This window comes from Bradyrhizobium sp. LTSP885, assembly GCF_000938305.1.
Classification (GTDB): Bacteria; Pseudomonadota; Alphaproteobacteria; order Rhizobiales; family Xanthobacteraceae; genus Bradyrhizobium.
Genome location: NZ_JYMT01000042.1, coordinates 852,406 through 878,983, shown reverse-complemented (window position 1 = coordinate 878,983; position 26,578 = coordinate 852,406). Strand labels below are relative to the sequence as shown.

General features: G+C 62.3%; 25 protein-coding genes. 11 read left to right on the top strand and 14 right to left on the bottom strand.

Going from position 1 to position 26,578, the window contains the following annotated elements; all coding sequences use genetic code 11:
* Positions 1 to 50 precede the first annotated feature (50 nt).
* The gene (locus UP09_RS36530; RefSeq protein ID WP_052833284.1) at positions 51 to 734 is read right to left on the bottom strand and encodes an outer membrane protein; all 684 of its coding nucleotides are present in this window, start codon (positions 732 to 734) and stop codon (positions 51 to 53) included.
* Positions 735 to 1,523: 789 nt separating this feature from the next.
* Positions 1,524 to 2,237, bottom strand: coding sequence for a response regulator (locus UP09_RS33145; RefSeq protein ID WP_044542489.1), 714 nt, complete (start codon positions 2,235 to 2,237; stop codon positions 1,524 to 1,526).
* 604 nt (positions 2,238 to 2,841) lie between these two features.
* Here UP09_RS33145 and UP09_RS33140 point away from each other — a divergent pair.
* The 4 genes from UP09_RS33140 (at position 2,842) to UP09_RS33125 (ending at position 6,277) form a co-directional block, all read left to right on the top strand.
* Positions 2,842 to 4,467: an outer membrane beta-barrel protein gene (locus tag UP09_RS33140; protein WP_082070407.1), complete on the top strand. Its 1,626-nt coding sequence runs from the start codon at positions 2,842 to 2,844 to the stop codon at positions 4,465 to 4,467.
* Positions 4,468 to 4,535: 68 nt separating this feature from the next.
* Entirely contained in the window at positions 4,536 to 5,279 is a 744-nt protein-coding gene (locus UP09_RS36525; protein WP_052833283.1) for an outer membrane protein, read from the top strand.
* A gap of 291 nt (positions 5,280 to 5,570) precedes the next feature.
* Positions 5,571 to 5,954, top strand: a complete 384-nt coding sequence (locus UP09_RS33130) for a hypothetical protein (RefSeq protein WP_156164894.1) — start codon at positions 5,571 to 5,573, stop codon at positions 5,952 to 5,954.
* Between the two features lie 77 nt (positions 5,955 to 6,031).
* Positions 6,032 to 6,277 carry a hypothetical protein gene (locus UP09_RS33125; RefSeq protein ID WP_502689104.1) on the top strand — a complete coding sequence of 82 codons (246 nt, stop codon included), beginning with the start codon at positions 6,032 to 6,034 and terminating at the stop codon, positions 6,275 to 6,277.
* Between the two features lie 457 nt (positions 6,278 to 6,734).
* On the opposite strand, the gene UP09_RS33120 is transcribed toward UP09_RS33125, so the two are convergent.
* From UP09_RS33120 to UP09_RS33110, 3 genes are all read right to left on the bottom strand, one after another.
* Positions 6,735 to 7,655, bottom strand: a complete 921-nt coding sequence (locus UP09_RS33120; protein ID WP_245302316.1) for a DUF2927 domain-containing protein — start codon at positions 7,653 to 7,655, stop codon at positions 6,735 to 6,737.
* 253 nt (positions 7,656 to 7,908) lie between these two features.
* Entirely contained in the window at positions 7,909 to 8,493 is a 585-nt protein-coding gene (locus tag UP09_RS37255; RefSeq protein WP_082070374.1) for an EF-hand domain-containing protein, read from the bottom strand.
* 87 nt (positions 8,494 to 8,580) lie between these two features.
* Positions 8,581 to 9,093, bottom strand: coding sequence for a MarR family winged helix-turn-helix transcriptional regulator (locus UP09_RS33110; protein WP_044542486.1), 513 nt, complete (start codon positions 9,091 to 9,093; stop codon positions 8,581 to 8,583).
* 450 nt (positions 9,094 to 9,543) lie between these two features.
* On the opposite strand from UP09_RS33110, the gene UP09_RS33105 reads away from it, so the two are divergent.
* On the top strand, positions 9,544 to 11,082 hold the full coding sequence (locus UP09_RS33105; protein WP_044542485.1) for a porin: 1,539 nt from the start codon (positions 9,544 to 9,546) through the stop codon (positions 11,080 to 11,082).
* Positions 11,083 to 11,367: 285 nt separating this feature from the next.
* Here UP09_RS33105 and UP09_RS33100 read toward each other — a convergent pair whose 3' ends face one another.
* On the bottom strand, positions 11,368 to 12,042 hold the full coding sequence (locus tag UP09_RS33100; RefSeq protein ID WP_044542484.1) for a hypothetical protein: 675 nt from the start codon (positions 12,040 to 12,042) through the stop codon (positions 11,368 to 11,370).
* A 315-nt stretch (positions 12,043 to 12,357) separates the two neighbouring features.
* On the opposite strand from UP09_RS33100, the gene UP09_RS38680 reads away from it, so the two are divergent.
* Both UP09_RS38680 and UP09_RS33090 read left to right on the top strand, forming a co-directional pair.
* Entirely contained in the window at positions 12,358 to 12,546 is a 189-nt protein-coding gene (locus tag UP09_RS38680; protein WP_044542483.1) for a hypothetical protein, read from the top strand.
* Between the two features lie 79 nt (positions 12,547 to 12,625).
* Positions 12,626 to 13,588, top strand: a complete 963-nt coding sequence (locus UP09_RS33090; protein ID WP_044542482.1) for an SDR family NAD(P)-dependent oxidoreductase — start codon at positions 12,626 to 12,628, stop codon at positions 13,586 to 13,588.
* Here the strand turns inward: UP09_RS33090 and UP09_RS33085 are convergent, their stop codons facing one another.
* The 4 genes from UP09_RS33085 to UP09_RS33070 form a co-directional block, all read right to left on the bottom strand.
* Positions 13,589 to 14,050, bottom strand: coding sequence for a GcrA family cell cycle regulator (locus tag UP09_RS33085; RefSeq protein WP_044542481.1), 462 nt, complete (start codon positions 14,048 to 14,050; stop codon positions 13,589 to 13,591).
* Between the two features lie 51 nt (positions 14,051 to 14,101).
* Positions 14,102 to 14,302, bottom strand: coding sequence for a hypothetical protein (locus tag UP09_RS33080; protein WP_044542480.1), 201 nt, complete (start codon positions 14,300 to 14,302; stop codon positions 14,102 to 14,104).
* Positions 14,303 to 14,478: 176 nt separating this feature from the next.
* Positions 14,479 to 16,305 (bottom strand): AMP-binding protein, encoded by a 1,827-nt coding sequence (locus UP09_RS33075; protein ID WP_044542479.1) that lies wholly within the window; start codon positions 16,303 to 16,305, stop codon positions 14,479 to 14,481.
* 171 nt (positions 16,306 to 16,476) lie between these two features.
* Positions 16,477 to 17,418: an acetamidase/formamidase family protein gene (locus UP09_RS33070; protein ID WP_044542478.1), complete on the bottom strand. Its 942-nt coding sequence runs from the start codon at positions 17,416 to 17,418 to the stop codon at positions 16,477 to 16,479.
* Positions 17,419 to 17,484: 66 nt separating this feature from the next.
* On the opposite strand from UP09_RS33070, the gene UP09_RS33065 reads away from it, so the two are divergent.
* The 3 genes from UP09_RS33065 (at position 17,485) to UP09_RS33055 (ending at position 20,430) form a co-directional block, all read left to right on the top strand.
* On the top strand, positions 17,485 to 18,276 hold the full coding sequence (locus UP09_RS33065; protein WP_082070373.1) for a YdcF family protein: 792 nt from the start codon (positions 17,485 to 17,487) through the stop codon (positions 18,274 to 18,276).
* A gap of 97 nt (positions 18,277 to 18,373) precedes the next feature.
* Positions 18,374 to 19,159 carry a DUF169 domain-containing protein gene (locus UP09_RS33060; protein WP_044542740.1) on the top strand — a complete coding sequence of 262 codons (786 nt, stop codon included), beginning with the start codon at positions 18,374 to 18,376 and terminating at the stop codon, positions 19,157 to 19,159.
* A gap of 95 nt (positions 19,160 to 19,254) precedes the next feature.
* A complete protein-coding gene (locus tag UP09_RS33055) occupies positions 19,255 to 20,430 on the top strand; it encodes a saccharopine dehydrogenase family protein (protein ID WP_044542477.1) in 1,176 nt (391 codons plus the stop codon).
* Positions 20,431 to 20,560: 130 nt separating this feature from the next.
* Here the strand turns inward: UP09_RS33055 and UP09_RS33050 are convergent, their stop codons facing one another.
* Complete coding sequence (locus UP09_RS33050; RefSeq protein ID WP_044542476.1) at positions 20,561 to 21,760, bottom strand: FAD-dependent oxidoreductase; 1,200 nt, start codon at positions 21,758 to 21,760, stop codon at positions 20,561 to 20,563.
* A gap of 81 nt (positions 21,761 to 21,841) precedes the next feature.
* On the opposite strand from UP09_RS33050, the gene UP09_RS33045 reads away from it, so the two are divergent.
* Positions 21,842 to 22,378 (top strand): MarR family winged helix-turn-helix transcriptional regulator, encoded by a 537-nt coding sequence (locus UP09_RS33045; protein ID WP_156164893.1) that lies wholly within the window; start codon positions 21,842 to 21,844, stop codon positions 22,376 to 22,378.
* On the opposite strand, the gene UP09_RS33040 is transcribed toward UP09_RS33045, so the two are convergent.
* From UP09_RS33040 to UP09_RS33030, 3 genes are all read right to left on the bottom strand, one after another.
* A complete protein-coding gene (locus tag UP09_RS33040; RefSeq protein ID WP_044542738.1) occupies positions 22,350 to 23,615 on the bottom strand; it encodes an O-antigen ligase family protein in 1,266 nt (421 codons plus the stop codon). The two genes, UP09_RS33045 and UP09_RS33040, sit on opposite strands and share 29 nt — an antisense overlap.
* A 140-nt stretch (positions 23,616 to 23,755) precedes the next feature.
* The gene (locus tag UP09_RS33035) at positions 23,756 to 25,309 is read right to left on the bottom strand and encodes an undecaprenyl-phosphate glucose phosphotransferase (protein WP_044542475.1); all 1,554 of its coding nucleotides are present in this window, start codon (positions 25,307 to 25,309) and stop codon (positions 23,756 to 23,758) included.
* A 114-nt stretch (positions 25,310 to 25,423) separates the two neighbouring features.
* Positions 25,424 to 26,563: a glycosyltransferase family 4 protein gene (locus UP09_RS33030; protein ID WP_044542474.1), complete on the bottom strand. Its 1,140-nt coding sequence runs from the start codon at positions 26,561 to 26,563 to the stop codon at positions 25,424 to 25,426.
* Between the last annotated feature and the right edge of the window lie 15 nt (positions 26,564 to 26,578).

The window sequence follows — 26,578 nt, the reverse complement described above, 5'->3', positions numbered from 1 at the left end:
AAAAAAAGCCCCGGGCGATGCCGGAGCTTTGAGTACTCTGGAGAGAGACCTCAGTATTTCGCGACCAGCGGTCCGTCCCAGTGGAATTTGTAGTTGATGCCGAACTGGACGGTTTCTGCCGTCTGCTTCACGTTCAGGACCTCGCCGATCGCTGTGCCCGGGGCGACGAAATGCTGGCCCGAGGTGTCCTCGATCCACATGTAGTTCCATTCCAGGAATGCCGACCAATTCGGCGCGAACATATATTCACCACCAACGCCGACGGTCATGCCGGGCAAGGTGAAGCTTGCCGATTCGAGCAGCGCGCCGCCGGGGGTGAAGACCTCGTTCTTGTTGCGCAGGAACGCCATGCCGCCCTTCACGTAGCCGAGGAATTGCGGCGTCCAGAGGTAGCCGATCCTGCCGGTCGCGGTGCCGACCGATCGGAAATTGTTGGTTTCCGAGAAGGTCGGGAAGTCGGTCAGCGCGTGTTGGCCCTTGACGCTGCCGAAATCGAACATGCCCTGCACGCCGAACACCAGATCCTTGCCTGCCACGAAGTCGCAGCCGGCCTGGGCGCCGCCGATGAAGCCGCTATCGTTTTCACGGCCGTAGTTTCCGGTGGCGGGGATGCCCGGATCGATCACCGACTGAGTCGTCGTCATCCGGCTCCAGCCGCCGCCGACGTTGCCGCCGATGTAGCAGCCCTGCCAGTTGTAGATCGGGGCTACGACCGGCCGGGCCTTGACGGCCATGTCAGCCGCCGACGCGACACCGGCAGCTCCGGATGTCCACGCAATACAAGCAGCCAAAATCAATTTCATCTGTCGACGCATGTCATCCCCCTGCGCGGCCGCGCTGCCACGATTTCATCAACCTGAAACAAAACTAGTTTGAAGAAAAAATTTGTGCGACTGCGAATTGCGGCTCGGCGCTGTTGCAAGTGCATTTTCCAATCGCGCGTTGCGCGTCTGCGGCATCGAAAAGCTTTTCGAAAAATAGCGAAAGAATATCCACGCTTCGATTGAAGTGATCGGACGAGGTTGGGCGTTTTGCAACGCTGATCGATGCCACGGACGATGAAATTGCCGTTTTGCGAGGCTGCATTGGCAGGCTGATCGATCGCATCGGCTGCATATTTCTGCGTTAGATCAGCAAAAAGCCCGTCCGAAGCTGGAATTCGGACGGGCTCACTTAGCGCTCACTTGGAGTAAACACGAAGCCTTGTTCAAGGGCGTCGCAAGCCAATGCTAACACCACCGCAGCGCAAACCGCGTCTTCTAAAATTATGCAGGTGGCGATTACGCAGAGGGCGTTGTGCCCGATTGTTGCGCGGGCCGTCGAAGGGCAATGGCTGACACCATGACGGCCAACACCGGGTTTTGCCGCTGAAAGCGATCAAAACTGAAATTATCGGTGAGGACCTGCACTGACCCCAAAGTTCCAGAATTTGTGCAGAATGCGAATTTTCGAGACCGAAGTATATTATTTTGCAACCATCGGTCAGCGGCAGCCGATCGCGGCGGCGCGAGGCGGTTTGAACGTTACCCGTACGAGCCCGTCTCAAGGCGGGAGTGCAGGCGATAGCCGACCCCCGGTTCGGTGACCAGAAGCCGGGGGGTGTTCGGATCGGTTTCGATCTTCTGACGGAGCTTGCGAACCAGGGTTCGCAGATACTGGATATTGTCGCGCTGGTTGCCGCTCCATATTTCCGCGAGCAACTGGTCGTGCGTCACGACCAGGCCGACATGCGTCGCCAGGATGTGGAGCAGGCGATACTCCTTTCGCGTCAGTCGGATCTTGGTCTGGTTGAGGGAAACGGTTCGGCTGGCGAGTTCGATCGACAGCGGTCCGGCCACGATCACGGAGTTCTCGGTCGCACGCCTGAAATAGCGCCGCAAGGCGGCTTCGCCGCGCGCGAGCAGTTCGGCGATGCCGAACGGCTTGACCACGTAATCGTCGGCGCCTGCCTGCAGCAGCCGGACCTTTTCGTCCTCGTTCGATGTGACGGATAGAATGATCACCGGAACGTTTGACCACGCGCGGAGCCGCTCGAGCACCTCCACCCCATGCATGTCCGGCAGAGCCAGATCAAGGATGACGAGGTCCGGCGGATTGAACGTTGCGGTTTTCAATCCGGCCGCGGCGCTTTCGGCCTCGAACACGGAGAAGCCGTGAATCTCGAAGCCTGCGCGAAGAAACCGCCTGATTTTCGCCTCGTCCTCGATCAGCAGAACGACATTGCCTGGTTTACTCATCGATCAGGGCGGTCAGTTCGGAAGGCTTCATGGGATCAGGCTGAAGTTGAGATATCGCTCAAACAGGAGAGGGCCGCGGTGACCAGCCGGACGCGCTGCGGATGAACGACCGAAGAGTTTCAGGTTTGCGGCACTATCCCGCGCGCGGCGGTTGACCTGCACGTTCGTCTCACGATGAGTGAACAAATCTGTTCAATGCATAAGCATAGCGACGTGCGGCATATATCTTCGATGCACAAGGTAGGCCGCGTTCATAAAAAAAATGTAGTCGCGCGTCCGTGCGATGTTTGTTGGCCGGAATGAATCGGCTGTAAGCCTCGCGTCATGTAACGGAAAAGACACATCACGACACAAACAACAGCGGTTTGTTCGCGTTTTTCTTGGAATTGTCGTGTTTCTCGCCGGATCTTTGAGCAAATCGACGTGCAATTGACGCTTCCGAATGCAGACGACGTGAAAGATTTCGATTCAGCTATTTTTTTTCTATGGAAACGTGCGGCAAGCCGTATCGATTTTTACCAGCCTCACAACGAAAGATCGCTCCGAGGGTTAACGCTGCGTCGCGAAAGCGAATGCACCTGTGACCGCAATGTGGGGCAAGATTATGAAAAGAATTCTTCTGGCGGGCGTCTCATTGGCCGCATTCGGTCTGAGCAGTGCAGCCCAAGCGGCGGATCAATCGAAGGGGCCATGCCCATACGGCGGCGATCCCTACAAGAATTACAGCTGTCTCGACCCGTATCTCGGCAGCGACTTCTTCACCCGCTTCATCAATTACTATCGCCTCGAGTGGGGACACGATGCCGCGCCGGCCGACCCGAAGGCGCCTGCGTCACGCCGCCCTGAATACCCGCCCGCGCCCGTGTCCACGCCGCCTTATCCGTTCACCGAATGGCCGTATGGCGGCACGACCAGCCTTGGCGTGACGCGGCCGAGCTCGATCGACAGCCCGCTGATGGCGGCGCTGTCGAATACCGCAGCCGGGCAGTGGATGAACGACGCACACATCCAGGTTTACGGCTGGGTCGATCCCGGCGGCAACCTCTCGACCAACACGGTGCGCGGCGGCAACTCGCCCGCAGCCTATAGCTACAATCCGAACACGGTGCAGCTCGATCAGGCCGTGCTCTACATCGAGCGCCTTCCCGACACGGTCCAGAAGGATCACGTCGACTGGGGCTTCCGCCTCGCGCCGATCTACGGCGAGAATTACCGCTACACGACGGCGTACGGGCTCTGGAGCTACCAGCTCCTGAACCAGAACAAGAACAACGGCTACGACATGCCGATGGCCTATGGCGAGGTGTTCATTCCGCAGGTGATGGACGGCCTGCTGATCCGGTTCGGACGGTTCATCTCGATTCCGGATATCGAAGCCCAGCTTGCGCCGAACAATTACATGTACTCGCACTCGATGACCTACACGTTCGACAACTATACCAACACCGGTGTCGAGGCGACCCTCGCGCTGAACAAGAACTGGATACTGCAGACCGGCATTGTTGCCGGAACCGAGGCAATGCCCTGGCATGTCGGCGCCACGATCCCGAATCCGATGCCGAACGCGCTCTATCCCGGAGCCACCATGCCGAAGGATCCAGGCGCGACACCGAGCATCACCCTCGGCATCCGCTGGACCAGCGACAGCGGAAACGACGACATCAACGTCGTCGCCGACGGCATCAACGGTGGCCAGTTTGGTTACAACAACCTGCAATGGTACGGCTTGACCTATTATCACAAGTTCAACGATCAGTGGCACATCTCGATCGAGTCCTACAACGAGCACCAGAACAACGTTCCGAACCTGCTCAACCCGACGACGCAGGCGATCATCGCAGGCGGCGGCACGCCGTTCTCGCCGCAATACATGCCGTTCAACGCTCCCGGCGGCGCGATCTGCAAGAGCGCAACTCCGCTGTCGTGCACCGCAAGCTGGCAGACGGCGTTGATGTACCTGAACTACAAGGCGTCGCCGCTCGACAATATCTCGTACCGTCTGGAATACGTTAACGACTTCCAGGGACAGCGCACCGGCGTCAAGACTGCCTACATCGAAACCGGTATCGGCTGGCAACACTGGTTCTCGCCGCAGATCGAGATCAGGCCTGAGGTTTCGTATTACAGGTCGCTGGATGCGAATGCCTTCAACGGCAATGCGAACCTGGGCATCGCGCCGAACAGGAATTACGCGATCATCGGCTCGGCGGACATCATCATTCACTTCTGATGCGTTGCAAGGGTCCGGCGGCGTATGCCGCCGGACATCCGATCAGATAAATTCGACAGGGGCTAACAATGAAGCGAATTCTTTTCACCACGGTCTCGCTTGGGGTGCTTGGGCTGATGTCACCGGCGCTCGCGGCGGATTTGCCGGCCTACACCAAGGCTCCGGCGCTCGCCTCGCCAACGTATGACTGGTCCGGCTTCTACGTCGGCGTCTACGGCGGCGGCGGCTACGGCAATCACAATCTCAACAACGCGCTCGGGCCGGCCGGCTTCGCCAACTACACGATCAACTATGATTCGACGGGTGCGGTTGCCGGCGGCGAGGCCGGCTACAACGTCCAAAGCGGCAACATGGTCGGTGGTATCGAAGTCGGCGGCTTCTGGTCCGGCATCAAGGGCAGCGATATCTCCCAGTTCAACGCCGGCACGCTCCCGATTGCCTCGATTGACGCAACCAGTCTTCGGAGCGGTGTGACGGTTCTTGCGCGAGGCGGTATCGCCGTCGACCGCTTGCTGCTGTTTTTCACCGGTGGCTGGGCTTACGGCAATCTCCAGCACACCAACACCGATCCGGTGTTTGGCGTCGACCAGTTCAGCGCGAACCGAAGCGGCCTCGCAGCCGGTGCCGGCATCGCCTACGCGATCACCAACAACCTGATCGGCAAGTTCGAATATCGCTACTACGACTTCGGCAGGTACGAGCGTCTCGCTCCGACCAACGGCCAGATTCCCTACACCGTGGACAATACCTATTCGGTCGTGACGCTCGGCCTGGACTTCAAGTTCGGCGGCCCGGTCGTCGCCAAATACTGATGAAGTACTGAAGAAGTACTGACGCGACGCAGGCAGAACGGCGTTGCCGCAAGCGCGGTGCGCCGGTCTGCAGAACAGGAGCGGCAGTGAACGGCTTTGCACTGGTCCAGAGAATCCGGGTCGTGGTCGCCGTTGCGGTGCTCTGTGCGGGCAGTGCCGGATGCGCCGTCGATCTCGGAAACACCAGGTCCGAGCGAGCCGATGGCAATGCGCAGATGAGATACTACGGAGGCCCGAAGTCTCCGATGTGGTCAGGCCAGTAGTTTAACCGGGATTGATTGGAGGCTGATGATGACCGGCATTGTTGCCAGGATTGCGCGGTGGGGCTTTGCGATTCTGTTCGGCGCGCTGCTGACATCAGTTGTCAGCGGCGAGGCGTCTGCAAGGCACCGCAGCGGGCATCTGCATGCTCACCTTCATGCGCACCACGCGTTCGCCAACAGCCACGCGGAGCTGATTTCGCTGCAGCCGACCCAGCTTGGGGCGATGCGTTATTATGGCGGACCGAAATCCCCGATGTGGCGCGGTCCGGCCGACAATGAGGCCTCACGAGGTAGCGTGCAGGGATCGGCAAAGGCGGCGATGCTTGTGCGGCAGCAGCCGTCCCAGCTTGGACCGATGCGCTATTACGGCGGTCCGAAATCCCCGATGTGGCGCGGGCCAGCCGAAAACTAGACGACCGGAAGCTGGCCGGTATGCGCTGAGAAGCCGAGTCAAGTTGCGTCCGATCATCGAGAACAGGAACGCAGATGATGGGACGAGCAAAAGCGATCAAGACGCTGGCGGTTGCGGCCACGATCATTTCATCGTCGATCGTTCCGGCAGATGCTCAGATCGGCCAGAAGGGCGGGGGATACCGCGGTCCTCCCACTGAAAACCATCCGAAGATCGACGAAAAGGCCTACAAGGCCGCTCTCGATCGCATCCCTGAGCCGAGCAAGAAATACGATCCATGGGGCGTCGCCCGCCCAACGGAGTCCGCCAAGAGCACGAAGTAAGACCCCCCGAACGGAAGGGGTGATGGCAGAGCGGACGCGGTGTCGAAGCTCGTGTGCAGTGCGAGATAGAGTCTTTCATTACGTGAATCTGACGATCTGCTGCTTCTTTCACCGCTCAGAGGGCTTTGCTGATCTTTCGCGCAACGCCCGACGGTTCCTTGCGCTTTGTTCGCATCGAGATCATCATCGCTTGAAGGGACGACAAGACGCCGAACAGGGCCGTCGACAGGAAACGTTTGGGCTCGTTCGGTTTGAGTTGTCTCGAACCGAATGGAGGCTGTCATGTCCAAACTCGTTGCCACCGTTTCTGGAACGCTCGCGGCCGCTGCCGTCGCACTGCTGGTAAGCCAACCGGCCCAGGCTGGAGCGTCGGCCAGTGCGGCCTCAAAATACTCTGCCACCCACCAGGTCGCGACCTCGCACGTCACGCGGACGGCGCGCAATCGTGACGTCGGGATTACGGAATATTCGTCGTCGTCGGCGAAGAATCCATCGCGGACGCACGGTTACCGCTAGCCGGCCCCGACGACCCCGTGGTTTGCGCGGTGGTTGACTGAAGTAGCGCGCCGGTCTTGGCGCGCACGCCGGATGGTTGTTGGTTTTGCGCGGCGTGCGCCGGATTGACGTTGCTGATCCATGTCCGCACCGCCGGCAGGACCTCGGGCAGGACGCCCGCGACCTCTTCCTTGGTCATCCCTGCGCGAATGCGCGGGTCGTACAGGACATTGAGAAGATACTGATCGTAAACGTCGAAGAAGCCCATCTGGACGTCGTCGTTGAACATGGTCCAGGGGATGGAAGCGTCGTCATTGATCGCGCCGAGTGCTTGCAGCAATTCCTCATACGCACAATCGTAGAAGGTGAACTCGCCGGCATCGACCGGCAGGATCACTTCGGCGCGCCTGATACGATAGAGCTTGTCCTTGCCGATGCCCGACAGGCATTCGGGATTGAGCGATTGCTGGATGCGCGTTGCCTTGCGGCTGCCGTAGCGCGATCGAATGGTCCGCTTCAGATCGCGCTCGGAGACAAGGACGACCGTGACGTTGGCAGCCTGACGGTCGTTCGTCACCGCCACATCGAGATTGTTCACACGGGAACGGATGTCGGCGACGATTGTCGATATTTCCGAACGGCGATCGGGGAGACCTTTGCTGTCTACGAAGATCCTGACCGGTTCATCGAACTTGCGGACGCGGTTGACAGGGCCGTCCAGTTGCAGTTCGGCCTTCAGCGCGATCTTGAAGAAGCCGTCCTTGATCTCGTCATTGGTGAACTCCGTGCGCTCGGAAGCCCGCCGGCTGCTGATGTCGGGGTTCTCCGCATTCGCAGCGCTGCTGCCGATGAACGCCAGCATCATCGCGAACAGAATGCGCATTCCGGGCATCTTGCGAAACATCATCGGAGTCCTCGGCTGGGCTTTTGCCCCACTCGCGGTGTCACGGATTTTCAAGCAAGACTCGTACCGACACCGCGCGCGGCGTGCCGCTCACGGGCGAACCCGCAGCTCGCTTGTGCATCTGCCGCAAGCGCAAACATAGCCCTCCCGGCATAGGAATTCGGCCGGGCCGGGGAGGGCTTGTTATAGGGATTTCGTAAAGGGCCGGAGTTCCGCGAGAGGCGCGGACTTATCAATGAAACCTGTCCCGCGGCCGCTCGACCGGGCCTTGGGGGCCCTTTGGCGCGTTCGCCGCTCTCATTTCGTCGCCGGTGACGCGACAATCACCGTTGCGGTCGAAGCGCAGGATGAATGCGTTCGGCTTCTCGACGAACTCCTTGCGCGTGATCTTGCCGTCCTGGTTCTCGTCGAAATAGCCGAAATCGGCGTCCGCCAGACTGGGATCGATTTTCTGGACGATGGCGAATTCGGATGGGTCGAGCTTGCCGTCGCGGTTGCGATCTGCCGAGGTAAAGATCCGGTCGGCAAAACTCTTCCATTCATCGCAGGTGTAGACGCCGTCGTGATTTGCGTCCCAGGCTGGCGGCCCGCTTTTGAGCATGCCGTCCTGGGCGGGCTGAGGCGTGGATTGGGCGAGAGCAGAAGCGGCGCTCGTCAGAAGCAGTCCGACAGCCGCCGTGATCCTGCAAATCGACTTTCTGCGAGACAAATCCTTCTCCTGTTTCCGGCCCGCGGCCAAGGCTGGCCGCCGGAATTGGTTCGGATCATCTGCTGAAATTGGCGTAACAAATCGATATGGATCTGCGGTGCCTTTCATAGCAAAATAATAGTGGCTACGGAGACGGCCGTCGCATGGCCAGCCGGGGGTGCGGCGCCATCGGAGTCCCGGCTTACAGCCGCAGCCTCAAAGAGTGTAATTCAGCGCGACGGTCAGACACGCCTTTTCGAGGCGGCTGTTTAGCGTGGCGAGCTTGGCCGTGAACTCCGCCAACTCCTTCTCGCTGAACTCCGAGAAGACGCATGCCTTGAACGACTTGTACTCTTCGGCGAGACTCGCCAAGTGCTTCCTGGTCTTGTCGGTCAGCGCCAACCGGACCACCCTCGCATCGTCAGGCGAGGGCCCGCGGCGCAGCAGCTCTTTCTGCTCCAGGATCTTCGACTGGGTGGTCACGAACGACGGATCGACGTGAAGCAGTTTCGACACCAAATTGACCGGCACGCCGCCGTCCTTGTCGAGATCGGACACCGCCATCAGGATCATCCATTGCGGACCGGTGATGCCGAGCGTCTTTCCCCAGAACTGGCGGACCTCTTCGAGGTGACAGTTCATGGAGGAAATTTCCAGGGTGAAGCGCTTGATGATGTCGAGATTTTCGATGGCGCGTTGCCGCGTCGCATCCTTCCTGGTCACTGACACAGCTGTCCCTTCCTCGTCGCCGGCAGACAGCTTTGCGCTGATTGATTCTTGTTTGGCTCGCCGCAGGTATAATGTTCTCGTAACTGTGCCACGAACGCAAGTGTACGCAAACAAATTATGATGTTTGCATGACGAACGTACTTTTTCGCCTGCGACGGATTTTCCCGTGCAAGCAATGGGGTACCGGCAGCGTTGCTGGCGAGACACAGTGCGGCCCCATTCGTATAGCTGACTTTATAAACTATTTTGATTAGCAAACCCGCGCATGCATATTGGACCTCGGCGGTAGGGGAATCTCGATCGACCCGTTGCGTTGACTGCTCGCATCCATCGCGCTCCTGCAGATCGTTCTGAGGGCGCGACTTGGCCAGGCGGTCTTCGAATAGGCGGGGGATCAAGGGACGCGATCGCGGCCTGGACTCTCCGCATATGAGCAACTTGGAGGTTAATATGAAATTCGTGAACAGCCTTATCCTGGGCTCGGCGGCTGCGCTGATGGCGGTCGGCGGAGCTCAGGCGGCTGATCTTCCCGTCAAGGCCAAAGCGGTCGAATACGTGAAGATTTGCTCCCTGTACGGTCCCGGCTTCTACTACATCCCCGGCACCGACACCTGCATCAAGCTGGGCGGCTACCTGCGCGCCGACGTTGTGGTCAATGGCAACAGCGTCTACGGCCCCAACTACAACGGCGCCGGTGGTGCCAACAACCGCTTCACGAACGGCTACATCTGGCGTTCGCGTGAAGACTTCAACATCGATACGCGCACCGCGACCGAATACGGCGTGGTCCGCACCTACTTCGATGCGGTGTTCACCTGGACGTCTGACAACTACGGACCGGGAGCTACGGCAGGCTCGACCATTTACGCGCCGCTCGGCACGGCCTCTGCTCCGGGCAACGCGAGCGGCGGCAACGTCGCTGGCGGTGCGGTCGGCGTCTATTACGCCTTCATCCAGTTCGCCGGCTTCACCATCGGTAAGTCGGTCTCGCAGTTCGCTGCTCCCTGGAACGGCTATCCGGGCAACAACTTCGACGCCCTGGTCGGTGGCGTCAACACGACCACCGGCGTGAACCAGTTCAGCTACACTGCGCAGTTCGGCAATGGCTCGACGTTTACTCTATCGGCGCAGGACCAGACGGCGTACTCGCAGGCTGGCACGAACAACCTCGCTGCTGGTGGTGCTTATGGCTCCAGCGACCTGGCCGGCACGATCGCGCCGGACTTGATCGCTTCGTTCAAGGTCGAGCAGGCTTGGGGTCTGTTCCAGGCGTCGGTTGCGGCGCATGACAACCACGCGGCCTACTACGGCGCCACCGAAGTCACCGGTCATCCGGACGACAAGTGGGGCTATGCCGGTGCGTTGGCCTTGTCGATCAAGAACATCCCGACCGGTGCTGGCGACACGATCAACGTCCAGGGCGTGTATACGGATGGTGCAACCCGTTACAACATCCAGGACCTCGCCAGCCAGGCCAGCTCGATCGCGATCTACAGCGGTTCGAACCTGCCGGGTGCTTATGGCAGCGTCGGCTTCGGCACGGCGCCTGACACGGTGTTCGTCGCCGGTGGTCAGCAGCAGACCATCAAGACCTGGGGCTTCCGTGGCGCCTACACCCACAACTGGAATGCCTACTGGAACACCAGCCTCTACGGTGCTTATGCCGCGATCATGTATAACGACACGGCTAAGTCCTACATCTGCGGCGTCGGTGGCGTGGGCGGCACGTTCCGGACCGCATTCGCCGGCGGCGCCGGCGTGACTTCCTGCAACCCCGACTACAACATTGCGCAGCTCGGTCTGCTCACCCGGTGGACCCCGGTCAAGAACCTGACTTTCTCGGGCGAAGTGACCTACACCCATCTCGATCAGAAGTACGCGGGCACGATCACCACGGCCGCTGCTTCGGTCGGCAAGCCGACCGCGACGTACGAGCTGAAGGACCAGGACACTGTGATGCTGCTCCTCCGCGCTCAGCGCAACTGGTAAACACCGGTTGATCTGATCACGATCCAACAGAACCCCGGCAGGAAACTGCCGGGGTTTTTTTTATGGCGAGAATAAGCGGCGATCGCAGGTGCGACGCTTTGATCCACGCGAATGGCGAAGATTAGCCATGCGATTCATTGGTTCGCAAACTTATTTACTTACCTGATTTACTAAACTACATAAGCAGCAGCCAACACATTCAATGATGGCTCTTAGCTTGCTGCTAAGCCTCCCAAACCTCCGGCAATGCCCTGCCGGAGGTTTTTGATTCAGGGATTCGCGGCTTCATTTCCTGTTGGCGGCGGAGAACTGCGAATAGATGATCTTCAGATTCGCAAACGCCGACGGCATCGAGTTGGCGTCGACATACGGCGTGTACTGATACAGGAACAGCAGATTGTCATCGATGTAGGTGACGACGAACAGCGCAAGCATTGTCGAGAGATCGCCGGCCTTCGTCTTCACCTTCTGCAGCGTCGCGACATAGCAGACCTCGCCCTTGGTTTCGTCGAGCACGCCGAGCGCCTTGGCATCAACGGCGGAATTCCCGTTGGCGTAGTCCTCGGCCGCCTTCGCCAGCTTGACCTTGTCTTCGGCTGAATACTCCCGCGTCTTCAGCTCGTCGCAGGTCTCGGACACGGTCTTTGACGATGACTTTCCGATCGCGGCGGTGGCCGCGGTCACGTAGAACTTGGTCTGCATGAACTGGTTGGTCTTGCGCATTTGCGCCAGCTCCTTGCAGTCGGGAAACGCAGCAATGACGGTGACCCCGGCGGTGTTCATCAGGTTGATCACACTGGTGAGCCAACCGGCGTCGTGCTTGTTGGATTTGTCGACTTCGCAGAACCCGGCCGGTGGCGAGACACTGAGCGTCTTGTCTCCGATCTTGGCCTGCCGTGCTTCGGCGGCCACTGCGGACAGCAAGGTGATGACGACGAATGCGAGGCTCAGGACGCGCATGAATATCCCCCCAAAAGAAAACACTTAACGATCAATTCGCTTCAGCGAGGCTGGAAGCATCGCGCACAGATTGCGTGCGTTTCCTTCGCTTTTCAAGAAACGGACTATTACGGGCCCGACGAGCCGGACGGTGGTCCGAAGACGGAAAACGGAAACAGAAACAGAACGCCCTTGGCGGGAGCCGGCGGCCGAGATCGTTCGATGGGTCCGCAGCTGCCGCCGCTACCGATTCGACGCCGTCAAGATTTGACGGAATCGATCCGTAATGCATTCTCGCGGTCCATGGGGCGCTTCAGGAACAGCCGCCTGGCTCGTATGAGCAGCGGCCAGTATTGCTTGATACGGGATCTCGGGCTGGTGAAAGGCGGCAAGGGGCTGCGGCACCACGAGGTGGTCCTCGATTTCTCGTGGCGCGGCCTGCTCAGGCTGTTCATTCCGTCGCGCGGACGTCCTGCGGCGATTGCGCGGCGGGTGCCGTTGATGGGCGATGACTCCGTGATGTAGTGTGGATCGGCCAAACGGTTGGGATTGCGATCCGCGCTTCAACCGGAACAAAAACAAGCAGGGAAGAAACGGATCTCAGATGAAGGATTTTGCCGGAAAGATTGCCGTGATCACGGGTGGTGGCACGGGCATGGGGCGTGAACTGGCGCGCCAGCTGGTCGCAGAAGGCTGCAATGTCGCGATGTGCGACGTCTCGGCCGAGGCGATGGCGGAGACCAAGCGGCTCTGCGAGGTCGAGAAGTTGCCGCAGGGCCTGCGCATCACGACCCACATCGCCGACGTCTCGATCGAGGATCACTACAAGCGGTTTCGCGACGAGCTGATCGAGCAGCAGGCCACCGACAATATCCATCTGTTGTTCAACAATGCCGGCATCGGCGGCGGCGGCAGCCTGTTCACCAACACGCGCGAGCAATGGGAGCGCACCTTCAACATCTGCTGGGGCGGCGTCTATCTCGGCGTCCGCACCTTCCTGCCGCTGCTGGTGAAGGCCGACGAGGCCCACATCGTCAACACCTCAAGCGTCAACGGCTTCTGGGCCTCGGTCGGCATGGGCGTGTCGCACACTGCCTATAGCGCCGCGAAATTCGCGGTGAAGGGTTTTACGGAGGCGCTGATCAACGATCTTCGCCTCAACGCGCCGCATGTGAAATGCTCGGTGGTGATGCCCGGCCATATCGGTACCTCGATCGTGTCGAACTCGCGCAAGGTGCAGAATGGTTCCGACCAACTCAACCCCGACGAGATCAAGCAGGCCCGCCAGCGCCTGCAGGGGCAGGGCGTCGACGTCGCGGCGCTGTCGGATCAAGCCATCCAGCAGATCGCACTCGACCGCGCGCGCATCTTCCACGACGAGGCGCCGACCACGGCGGCCGCTGCCGCCAGGATCATCCTCGACGGTGTGAAGGCCGACCGATGGCGCATCCTGGTGGGCGATGATGCGCATTTGCTCGACGAGCGTGTGCGCAAGACGCCCGAGCAGGCCTACACGCCGGAGTTCTATCAGAGCATCGTGGCGGCGACCGGCTGGAAGGTCGGTTGATTAACCGCGTGCTGCGCGTTGGCGTGAGCCGGTTTGATAGGCGAGGCGGGAGTGCCCTGAGCAATAGGGCATGCCGCCGAGCGGCGTGTTGCCGCAGAAGCAGAAATCGTCGGCACCCGGCGTGTTGATCGGCCAGCGGCAGCGCTGCTCGCTCAATTCGAGCAGCGAGCAGCTGTTCGAACTCACGACCGGCGCGTCGTCGGCTTTCTGGTCGTAAACCGCCTGCAGCATGACAAGCTGCTGTTTCGCGCTCGGCCGCTCGGCCGGCGCGGCGGGCTTCCTTCTTCGCGGCCGCCGCTCGCCATCGGGGGCGCCGCGGGACAGGTTCAGCCGGGAGAGCTTGCCGATCACGGCGTTGCGGCTGACGCCGATATTGCCGGCAATGTCGCGGCAGGAGAGGCCGGCTTCAAAATAGCTTCTGAGCTGTTCGACGCGCTCGGGCGTCCAGGTTGGTTCGATCATCTGACGGTTCCACGTTCTGTTGAACCGCCGCGCACAAGTCCGCGCGTGCCCTCAGGGCGCGCGGCCGTTGTCGCGGATCGCAAGCAGCCCGTCCTTGATGGCGAGCCGAATGCCTTCCTCGATCAATGTCCGTGCAACGCCCGGGACGCTCGTGCCGTGGGTGCCCTGTCTCACCAGCCTCTCGAGGTATCCGATGGTCGAGAGCGCCAACGTGACCGGTACGCGGTCGGTTTCGGCCTTTTCCGTAGCCATGAGAGAACGCTAACTCTGAACGCGTGTACTGAAAAGTATCTATTTAGAGTCTATTTAGGAATAGGGCACGAAGTCAAGCCGAATGCATCGGGCCGCGCTTCGCCGCCCGCGCGCGACCAACCCGCCGCTTCGGCGGGACCTTCGGTGAGCCCAGAATCTCAAATCTGGATAAGGGGTTAGGAGCGCAATTCAACCTTGACCGGAAACCTCTTGAGCAACCGCTCAGCGGTTTCCGCCTTGTCCGGCGTCGCGGTCACGCTGAGGTACAGCCCGCGGGACGGGTCGGTGATCGCCTCCACGCTGACCTCTCCAGACAGCCCCTCCAGCGCCAGCAGCTCGCGCGCGGCTTCGCCGGCGGCGATCTCGCGCAGCTTGGGCTTGAAGATCTTGCCGACGGGCGTGACCGGCATCTCGGCAATGACCGACACCGCGCGCGGCCGCGCCGGCGGCTCGGGGATGTTGTCCTGGACGAAGGCGGCAAGTGCCTGCGCATCGATGTGGACGCCAGGCTGTGCCGAGACGAACAGCATCGGCACCTCACCGGCATAGGCGTCGGGACGGCCGACCGCGGCGGCGAGCGCAACACCCGGGAATTGCAGCGCCGCGTCCTCGATCGCGCGCGGATCGATGTTGTGGCCGCCGCGGATGATGACGTCCTTGGCGCGGCCCAGGATGTAGACGAAGCCGTCGGCATCGATCCGGCAGATATCGCCGGTGCGCAGCCAGCCGTCGCGGAAGGCCTCCTCGGTCTGCTGCTTGTCGACATAGCCCGCGAACACCTGCGGCCCTCTGGTCAGGAGTTCGCCGACCGGCGAGGGCCACGGCGCGGTGTGCAGCTTGCCACCCTCGAGGATCGCAAGCTCGACCAGAGGATTGCGGGTGCCGACGCTCTCGGCGCGCGGCTTCACGCCGTGCACGTCGTGGGTGATGGCGCCGGCGAGCTCGGTCATGCCGTAGAGCTGTTGAATGCAGGGGCCGCCCCAGGCCGCGAGATAACGTCGCTCGATCTCCGGCGGGCAGACCGAGGCGCCGATGGCGGTGACGCGCAGGCTCGAGATGTCGCTGTCACCGACCGGGACGTCGGCGATCGCGCCGAGCGTGGTCGGCACGCCGCCGGCGATGTTGACGCGGTAGGTCTCGACAATGCTCCAGAAGTGCCTGATCAGCGTAGGATCACGCGCGCCGGCCGGGCCGGGGATGAACATGGTGGTGCCGGCCGCGAGAGCATTGGCCGAGGTGCAAAAAAGTCCGCCGACATGGAAGAGCGGCATCGTGATCATCGCACGTTCGCCACGATGGAAGTCGAGCGCCATCCGCGAGGAGACGGTGGAGGCGACCATTGCGCGATTGGTCAGCCGCGCCACCTTGGGATGGCCGGTGGTGCCGCCGGTCGGCAGCATCACCGCGACGCGGTCGGCCTCGCTGATGTCCTTTGACTTGCCGTAGTCGTCGCGCCACGCCGGATCTGGCTGCTGCACCTCGCCGTCGAAGGCGATGCTGCCGTCGAGCGGCACGATCACGATCCGCTTGAGACTTGGCACCTCGCGTTGCAGGCCCTCGATCTTCTCATAGAGCCCGCCCGGCGTGCCCGGCGGCGGCGCCAGCAACAGTTTTGCCTTGATGGCATTGAGCTGCGCTACGATCGCCTCGCGCGTGAACAGCAGGTTGAGCGGCTCGGCGATCCCGCACGCGGCCGCGCCGAAGATCGCAACCATGGTCGCAGGACAGACCGGCAGCAGGATCGCCACCGCGTCGTCCTTGCCGATGCCGTGCCCACGGAAGTAGGTCTCGGCCGCCTTGATGCAGCCCATCAGGTGATCATTCGAGATCACGACCGGGTTCGGATCGAGCGGCGAGCGCAGATAGATCGCAGCTTCGGCCTCCGGCGCGCCGAGCGGGCCGCGGGCAATCAGGTCGAGAATGCGCGGGCAGGCGGCGAGCGTGTCCTGCATCTCCTGGTCGCGCGCTGCCTCGTCGGCCGGCGAAAGCCTGTCCTTCAGCATGTCCGTCCCTGTCGTTTATGTTCGTTGGGACGGGGATTGTACCGACGCGAAGTTGTGGAGCACAAGTGCGGCGATTTAACACCCTGTCATTCCGGGGCTCGCGAAGCGAGAACCCGGAATCTCGAGATTCCGGGTTCGATGCTGCGCATCGCCCCGGAATGACTTCGATCGTTACCCGTGCACGACCGATTTGGCGATCATGCAGTGGATGCCCTTGGAGCCGTTGACGGTCTGCGTCACGCGCAGGTCGGCGGCGAGGCTGCACAGCATATAGGCGTCCTCGCGGGAGAGATTCCGCTTCTCGCCGAGCAGGACGATCATGTCGCGCAGCGCCCGCACCACGCACTGGTCGAGGTCGGGGTCCATCGCCATCGTCATGTAGTGGTCGGCGGTCTCGGCGCGCGGATAGGCGAGCTTGATATCCTTGCGCAAGGTCAGGCGGAAGCGGCCGGTCAGCGCGGTCTCGATCGCGGTGACGCAGACCTCGCCGTCGCCCTGTACGCCATGACCGTCGCCGCAGGAAAACAGCGCGCCCGGCACGAACACCGGCAGATAGAGTTTGGCGCCGGGCCCCAATTCCTTGTTGTCGAGATTGCCGCCCATCGCGCGCGGGATCAGCGAGGAGATGCGGCCCCAGGCCGGCGGCGGCGACACGCCCATCACGCCGAAGAACGGTTTCAGCGGCAGGTCGAGGCCCCAGGGCATGCGGCCGACCATGCGTTCGCGATCGAGCGGGATGTTGACGATGCGCGGCTCGTGGAAATCGTCGGGCAGGGTGCCGGACAACGGCTTGATCAGATTGTAGCCCCAGTCCTGCCGGAGCTGGACATCGAGGATGTCGACCTCGAGCACGTCGCCGGGTTCGGCACCCCTTACCGCGATCGGGCCGGTGAGGATGTGCCCCGGCAGCATCCGTTCCACCTTGACGTGGATGTCGGCCAATTCCGGCGGGACGTGAAATTGCTCGCGATCAGGCACCACGTCGGGACCGCCGCTGACGGTTTCGATCGTGACCTCGTCGCCGCTCGCAATCGTCAGGACCGGCTTCAGCCTGGCTTCGAAAAACCCCCAATGACAGGTTTCGGGACTGGATTTCAGGTGATGATGGGTCATGTGACGTCTTTCGATTGCGCTTCCGGCAGCGTATGACGCTGTGGCAGAACTTCCCAGAGGCTTCCCTTGTTTTTTGTACTCTCCAAAACGCTCGGCATCATGCTGCTGCCGGTGAATCTGTTGATCGGCGTCGGCTTGCTGGGCGCTGCCCTGATGCCGACGCGGTTTGCGGCGCTCGGTCGCAGGTTGGTGGTCGCCGCTTCCGTGCTGCTTGCGGTGATCGCCTTTTCGCCGGTGGGCAACCTCCTGATCTATTCGCTGGAGCAGCGCTTCCCGCCGTGGAATCCGGCGCGCGGCGCGCCAGATGGCATCATCATTCTCGGCGGATCGGTCGATCCTGATATCTCGCTCGCGCATAAGATTCCGGTGGTGCGACAGGCTCCGGACCGCGTAATCGTCGCGGCGGAGCTGGCGCGGCAATATCCTGACGCACGCATCGTGTTCACCGGCGGCAATGCCAACCTGGTTTCGAACGATGCTAAGGAAGGCGACTATGCCGGCGAGGTGCTGGAAGGCCTTGGCGTTGACAAATCGCGTCTGACCATCGAGCGGCAGTCGCGCAACACGGTGGAGAATGCCGAATTCTCCAAGGCGCTGGTCAATCCGAAGCCGGGCGAGCGCTGGCTTCTGATCACGTCGGCCTATCACATGCCGCGTTCGGTCGGGTTGTTTCGCAAGGCGGGATTTGCGGTTGAACCCTATCCGGTCGACTGGCGCGTCGGCAGGCTGGGCGATCTGTTCGTCGCCAATTTCGCGATGGACGGGCTGTCGCGCACCGAGATCGCCATTCGCGAATGGCTCGGGCTCGTCGCTTACAGGCTGAACGGCAAGACCGATACGTTATTCCCGGGGCCGTAAGGCGCCCTGACGCGCGACGGGATTGTCGCCTCCGCTCGCTTATCCGGCTAGCATCACAGCAGGCGGCGTGAAGCCGCCGATCACGGGAGCTTTCGCCATGCAACAACAGACGCCGCCGGAACATTTCGATTTTGCCGGGATCGTCGCCGATCTCAACAATCTGTTGCGGCTGAAGACCACGGTGATCGGCATCAAGATGTTCCCCCGCGTCGAGGACATGGAGGCGATCCCGAAAATCCGCCGGCCGCAGGCCATCCACACCACCGACCAGATCGTCAGCATGGCGTCGCGGCTCGGCTGGACCGTCGGCATCACCGGTGACGATCTGGTCGGCGCGCAGTGCCGCGCGGTGATCGGGCTCGCTCCGCAGGATGAGAAATGGCTCGCCGGCGAGAATTATGTCGGCGTCTGGCACGGCACAGCGGAGGATGCGCGCAAGCGCCAGGAGGCGCTCGACGTCGTGCCTTACGGCCAGTACCAGGCGATGGCGGTGAGCCCGCTGACCAGCGGCCGGCTCAATCCGCCTGACATCTGCCTCGTCTATGCGACGCCGGGACAGATGATCATCCTGATCAACGGACTGCAGTATGTTGGTTATAAGAAGTTCGAATGGGGCGTTGTCGGCGAGACCGCCTGCGCGGACTCCTGGGGCCGCGCATTGAAGACCGGCGAGCCGAGCCTGTCGCTGCCGTGCTTCGCCGAGCGACGCTATGGCGGCGTGCCCGACGAGGAAATGCTGATGGCGTTGCCGCCGGCCTATCTGGTGAAGGCGATCGCAGGCATGAAGCAACTTGCCAAAAACGGCCTGCGCTATCCGATCGCGCCCTATGGCATCCAGGCCGATGTCCGCGCCGGAATGGGCGTGTCGTACGCGAAGAAGTAGCATCAAGCCCGCGCAACGGCCGGGGTTTTATGGATTGCTTCGCTGCGCTCGCAATGACAAAAGGTTCCAAATTTGACCTGTAGGAAACCTTGATTATGGCCTCGTCGAAATTCGACATCGTCGTCTATGGCGCAACCGGTTTCACCGGCCAGCTCGTCGCCGAATATCTCGCCGCGCATTATCGCGACGGCAGCCTCAAATGGGCGATGGCCGGACGCAGCAAGGACAAGCTCGCGTCGGTTCGTGACGCGATCGGCGCGCCCGCCGATACGCCGCTGATCGTCGCCGATGCAAGCGATGTCGCGTCGTTGCAGGCGATGGTGGCGCAGACCAAATCGGTGATCTCGACGGTCGGTCCGTACCAGCTCTACGGCAATGAGTTGATCGCGACCTGCGTGGAGGCCGGTACCGATTATCTCGATCTCTGTGGTGAGCCGGTCTGGATGCGCCAGATGATCGACAAGCACGAGGCGGCCGCGAAAGCCAGCGGCGCGCGCATCGTGTTCTCCTGCGGATTCGACTCGGTGCCGTTCGAACTCGGCACCCTCTTCGTGCAGGAGGAAGCCAAGCGCGTGATCGGCGCGCCGGCGCTGCGCGTCAAGGGCCGCGTGCGCGACATGCGCGGCACGCTGTCCGGCGGCACCGCGGCGAGCGCCAAGGCAACCTTCGATGCGATCGCGAAGGATCTCAGCCTTGTGGCGATCCTGAACAATCCGTTCGCGCTCACGCCGGAATTCGAAGGCCCGAAGCAGCCGCGCGGCAACAAGCCGGTCTTCGAGGACGATCTGCAATCCTGGGCCGCACCGTTCATGATGGCGCTGATCAACACGCGCAACGTCCATCGCTCCAACATGCTGATGGGTTTTCCGTACGGCAAGGAATTCACCTATGACGAGATGGTGCTGACTGGTCCCGGTGAGAAAGGCGAGGAGAACGCGAAACGCGTGATGGCGCTCAATGCCGGCAAGACCGGTCCGAGCGCACCGAAGCCGGGCGAGGGGCCGTCGAAGGAAGAGCGCGAGAACGGGCTCTACGATCTGCTCTACATCGCGATCGCGCCCGACGGCCGCCAGGTCCGCGCCGCGGTGAAAGGCGACCGCGATCCCGGCTACGGCTCGACCTCGAAGATGATCTCGGAATGCGCGATCTGCCTGCTGCGCGATACGCCTGACGTCGCGGCGGGCTTCTGGACGCCGGGAGCCGCGATGCAGGGCAAGCTGATCACGCGGCTCGTCGACCATGCCGGGCTGACGTTTGAAGTTGTGACGTAGGTTCGCGCCACGATCTCTGCTGTCATCGCCCGGCTTGACCGGGCGACCCAGTATTCCAGAGACAGTAGTGATCGATCGATAGGCCGCGGCGTACTGGGTCCCCCGCCTGCGCGGGGGATGACAGTCGTCGCTACGCCGCCGCCCGCGGATCGTACGCGTACATAAAATCCATTCCCTTGGCGGACAGCGGCAGCAGCAGCTTGATCATGTGATCGCGGATCCAGGCGCCGGTCGGGCTGAATTCGCGCTTGCTGTTGCCGTTGCGACGGGCCATCGCCACGATCTTTTCGGCGCGCGGACGCCGCTCGTGCTCGAAGGCCTGGAAGGTCAGGCTGAGCTCCTGGCCGTCAAGCATCAGCAGCCCGAGCCGCATCGCGTCTTCCAGCGCCAGCGACGCACCCTGTCCGGCGTGCGGGCTGGTGGCGTGCGCGGCATCGCCGATCAGAAGCGTTCGCTTGCGCGACCAGGTCGGCAGGGTTGCGACGTCGAGCGTGTCTGTCACCACGATGTTCTCGGCCGCCTCGATGATGTCAGGGATCGGATCGTGCCAGCCGGCATGGAAGTCGCGCAAATGCTGCTTGAGCGCATCCTGGCTCATCATGCGGTAGGCCGCCGCCGTCATGCCGTGCGACGGCTGCGTGCTCCACCACATCGCGCCGTCATCGGGATCGGGGCTGCAGAAGCCGTAGCCGAAGAAGCCGCTTTGCCCGAACGTGGTTTCCAGGCGCTGTCCGATCGGCCGGTTTGCGAACACCGCGCGCGGCACGAAGCCGCCGAAGCCGATCAGCCCGGTATCGAACGGCGTCGGCCCGTCCGGCACCACATGCTGTCGCACCGCCGAATGCAGGCCATCGGCGCCGATCACGAAATCGCCCTCGGCGGTCGTGCCGTCGGCGAAGGTGGCGATGACGGGCTGGTCGCCACGGTCCTCGATCTTCACCAATCGCTTCTCGAAGAACACCCCGACGCTCGCCGACCAGGCCTTGTCGATCAGCGTCTCGCTCAAGGTCGCGCGGCACATGTTCACCGCGGGTTGGCCGAATCGCTCTCGCATGTTGCGATTGAGCGAGCCGAGCTTCTTGCCGGCCTGCGAGTAGAAGTCGAAGGATTCGGCAATCGAGCCGCGGCTGATCAGCTCGTCGGCAAGGCCGAGCTCGGCCAGCACATGCATGCCGTTCGGAGCGATCTGCAGGCCGCCGCCGATGCCGGTGGAGTAGGGCCAGGCTTCATAGAGCTCGGCTTCGATGCCGGCGCGCCTCAGGAACATCGCGGTGACCGGACCTGCGATGCCGGCGCCGATGATCAGGGCTTTACGAGGACGTTGGGTCATGCCTTGCTCCGTGCATCCGTGTGGGTTAGGAAAGGTCAATATCTAATATTCTTAGCTACTAAGATAATCAGGAACTAAGATATGAAATCGGCTTTGTCAAGCCCGAACGCACGTGATGCCTTGCTGCAGGAGCTCGAGGAGGCGATGCGGCGGTCGTCCGCCCAGGGCGTGATGTACGGTCAAGCCGTTGCGAACATGGCAGGAATTTCCAATTCCGACATGGAATGCATGGACTTCCTCAACCTCGAGGGGCGGGTCACCGCCGGGCGTCTCGCTGAGGTGACCGGGCTGACCACGGGCGCCATCACCGGCGTGGTGGATCGCCTGGAGAAGGCGGGCTACGTGCGCCGCGAGCGGGACGAGAGCGATCGCCGCAAGGTCTTCATCTCGGTGGTGGAGGAAAAGGGCGCCGAGATCGGCAAGTTCTACGTGCCGATGCAGCAGGCGATGCACAAGCTGTGGAGCCGCTACACCGACGAGGAGTTGCGGTTGCTGCTGCGCTTCGCCAATGACGGCTACAAGGGCGTGCTGGAGGCAACCGAGGCGCTGAAGAAGGTGATCGAGACGCCGCCCGAGCAGCGCGCCGGTCTCAAGGTGCCGCCGAAGTCCCGGCGCTGACAGGCGCCGTGCTCCGATAGCGCTCGGCCGCGGCATACATGCCCCACATCGTGCCCAGCATCATCCAGAAGTGCCGCCAATGGTCGGTGTCGATGATGAAGCTTTCGCCGACGGTGCCAAGGAAGGCGGAGAAGATCGCGAGGTAGGTGCGCTGCCAGGGCACCCGCACGAAGACATAGCGGAAGCCCATGATTACGCTGACGAAAACCAGCGCCGGATAGCAGACGCCCGAGATCCAGCCGCCCGACATGAAGGCGTTGAGATAGGAATTGTGGGTGTCTTCGGGGAAATAGGTGTGAAATTGCAGCGGCCCGATGCCGAACGGCATCTCGAGCGCCATCTGGGCGCCGAGGATGTGGCGGCCGAACCGGCCGAACCGGCCTTCGTCGTAGCTCTGGTCGAAGCTCGCGCGCTGCTTGAACATCTCCGCGATCGAATCGAATGACAGCAGCACGGCCAGCAGGACCGCCGCGAGGATCACGGCGACCAGTGCCATCACGATGATGCGCGAGCGCTGTTTCGGCGAACGGCTGGTCAGCACCATCAGCGCCAGCATGAACGCCGAGGTGATCACCAGGCCGCCCCAGGCGGCGCGCGAGAACGCCAGCAGCACCGCGAGCGCCATGATGCAAAAGGCGATCGCGTTGCGGAATGCCTTGCCGAACCGGTCGGAGACGACGCTCTGCAACGCGAACAGCGCCGGCAGAATCAGGAACGCGCCGAGCACGTTCGGATCCTTGAAGGTGCCGCGGGCGCGGTCGTACAGGGTCAGCAGGTCATAGCCGCCGGGTACCAGGTGGAAATAGCCGGCGACACCCGAGATCGAGGCGATCATCGCGCCGACGATCAAGCCGCGGCGCAGCATGTCGAGGCGCGCTTCGGTGTCCTCCGAGATCACCATCGCGAAGAAGATGACGGTGATTGCCATGTACCAGGAGGTGAAGATCCAGTTCATCACCTCCGGCCTGTCGAGGAACGGAATGGCGCCGATGCTGTAGCCGATATTGAGCAGGATCAGCGCGAACAACAGCGGCATGAAGACAAGCCGCATCCGCACGCCCGTTCCGAAGAATACGACGCAGGCAGTCAGCGTGACGAGTTCGTACGGGCTCGGCTCGATGAACACGATCGCACCGGACGCGCCGGCCAGCCACACCAGCGCCCGCTGCAACGCCAGCACGCCCGGCGGAGCCGTGACCGGCTGATAGGACGTCCCGGCTGCCGCCGCATAGGCCATCGGATACTCACGCAACGCAACACCAGGACACGCTCACTCCCGTCATTGCGAGGAGCGAAGCGACGAAGCAATCCATCTGCTCTTCAGCGCGTCATGGATTGCTTCGCTGCGCTCGCAATGACGACAACTAGTTTCGGCTTTCAGTACGCGTTCTCGTTCTTGGTCAGCAGCGCGAACGGCGTCTTCAGGAGAATGTAGAGGTCGAACAGCACCGACCAGTTCTCGATGTAATAGAGATCGAATTCGACGCGCTTCTGGATCTTCTCGTCGGTGTCGACCTCGCCGCGCCAGCCGTTGACCTGCGCCCAGCCGGTGATGCCGGGCTTGACGCGATGACGGGCGAAGTAGCCGTCGACGGCCTCGTCGAACAGGCGGTTCTGCAGCTTGCCCTGCACCGCGTGCGGGCGCGGCCCGACCAGCGAGAGATTGCCCTCCAGCACGACGTTGAACAGTTGCGGCAGCTCGTCGAGCGAGGTCTTGCGGATGAAGCGGCCGACGCGGGTAACGCGCGGATCGTTTTTGGTGACCACCTTCGAGGCCGTGGGATCGGCCTGATGATGATAGAGCGAGCGGAACTTGTAGACGTCGATCCGCTCGTTGTTGAAGCCGAAGCGTTTCTGCCGGAACAGCACCGGACCCGGGCTGTCGAGCCGGACCGCGAGCGCCACCAGTCCCATCACGGGGAGGGCGGCGAGCAGGATCAGTCCGCCGACCACGTGGTCGAACAGCCATTTCATCACCAGGTCCCAGTCGGTGATCGGCGCCTCGAACACGTCCAGCGTCGGCACCTTGCCGAGATAGGAGTAGGAGCGGGGGCGGAAGCGCAGCTTGTTGGTGTGCGCCGACAGGCGGATGTCGACCGGCAGCACCCACAGCTTCTTCAGCATTTCCAGGATGCGCGTCTCCGCCGAGATCGGCAGCGCGAACAGCACGAGATCGACGCGGGTCCGGCGGGCGAATTCGACGATGTCGTCGACCTTGCCGAGCTTCGGGCTGCCGGCGCAGGTGTCCATGGCGCGGGCGTCATTGCGATCGTCGAACACGCCGAGCATGTGGATGTCGGAATCTTCCTGGACCTTGAGCGCTTCGACGAGCTGTTCGCCGTTCTGGTCGGCGCCGACGATGATGGTGCGGCGGTCGAGACGGCCGTCGCGCGCCCAGGCGCGCACCATCGCGCGCAGCGCGAGCCGTTCGACGATCAGCGCCGCGAGGCCAATGAAGAAGAACGACGACAGCCAGACCCGCGACACCTCGCCGCCAAGCTTGGACAGAAAGGATACGCCGATGAACAGCAGGAACACGAACGACCATGACGAGATCATCAGCGTCATCTGGCGGAGCTGGCCGCGGAAGACCTGGACCTGATAGATGTCGGCGGCCTGGAAGCAGATCACCGCTGATAGCGCCATGGCGACGATCGCGGCGATGTAGTCCCAGTGAAGCCCGGTGTGCGGCACCACATAGGCGAAGTAGATGCCGACGCCGATCAGGCTCAGCAACAGGAAATCGGCGACGCGGACTGCGCCTGCGATCACGATCGGTGAGTAGGCGCTGCGGACTTTCTCGTTGGTGACGGTGAGCGCGGCCGGCGACAGACGCCGTCGTCGTTCGACCTGCGGCTGTCCGGCCGCCGATTGACCGATCGTTGCCGCCGCGGCGGCATCCAGCATCGAGCGTGCGTTGAGCGGTTCCACGTGTCCACGTCCATTCCTGCGCATGCAGATAGGCATGCGGGCGCAGGGGCGAATATCCCCAAGGCTGACTTAACGGGACAAATCAGAAGAAACGGTTACACGGGTAAGAAATGGTTAACGTTTGGCAAATGCGTCGCGGTAGCCGGACAGCACGCCTTCGACCATCGCACTTTGCGAGAAATGCTCGGAGATCCGCTCGCGCAGCTTTTGTGCCCGCGCTGCGGTCGCCTGGGGATCGTCGAGTGCGGCCTTGATGGCGTCAGCCATCGCGGCGACGTTGCTGGGGGCGAACAGGGCGTCGGTGTGGCTATCGAAGATCTCCGGGATCCCGCCGACATTGGCCGCGATCATCGGAACGCCGGCCGCGGCGGCCTCGATCACCACATAAGGCATCGAATCGCCGCGCGACGGGACGACCAGCAGGCTGCCCTTGGAGAAGCCGTAACGGGCCTTGACGTGGCCGATGAAGCGGACGGCGCCACCGAGCGACAGCCGCTTGACCTGCGCCTTCAGCGTTTCGGTTTCCTCGCCGTCGCCGCCCAAGGTCAGCGTCACCGGCTTGCCGTCGGCCCGCAGCTTGGCCACCGCGTCGATCAGGAGGTCGGCGCCCTTGATGTGCCTGAACTCGCCGACATAGACGATGTCGGTGGCATCGTCGGCCTTGGGTACCGGCTCGAATTCTTCCGCGGTGACGCCGTTGAACACGCAGCGCACCAGCCCAGAAGGCACGCCGACGGTGCGCTGATAGGTGTTGCGGGCAAACGCGCTCTCGAACAGGAACAGGTCGGTGCTGTCCTTCAGCGTGCGCTCGAGCTGGCTGTAGAATTTGCCTTTCAGCGTGTCGAGCGGGTAGTGCAGCGAGCCGCCATGCGGCGTGTAGACCCGGATGGTCTTTTTCGAGCGCGGCCGCAGCCGGACATAGGCGCCGGCCTTGGCGCCGTGGCCATGCAGGACATCGGGCTTCAGCTTCCAGATCAGGCCGATGATGCTCGCCCAGACCGTGACATCGGCGAAACGCGGCTCGCGGCGGATTGCGACGCGGTGGACGCCGAGCTTGAGGCGGGGCGCGATTTCGGCGAGCGCCGCATCCGCGCGCGTGCCGCCGGTGAGGCTGTCGGCGACGATGCCGACATAATGACCGCGTTCGATCTGGCCATTGGCGACGTCGAGGATGTGGCGGAAGATGCCGCCGACCGGAGCGCGGACGACATGCAGAATGCGAAGCGGCCGTTCCTGCGTTTGATCTTGCGCCATGTCTTGCGTCACGGC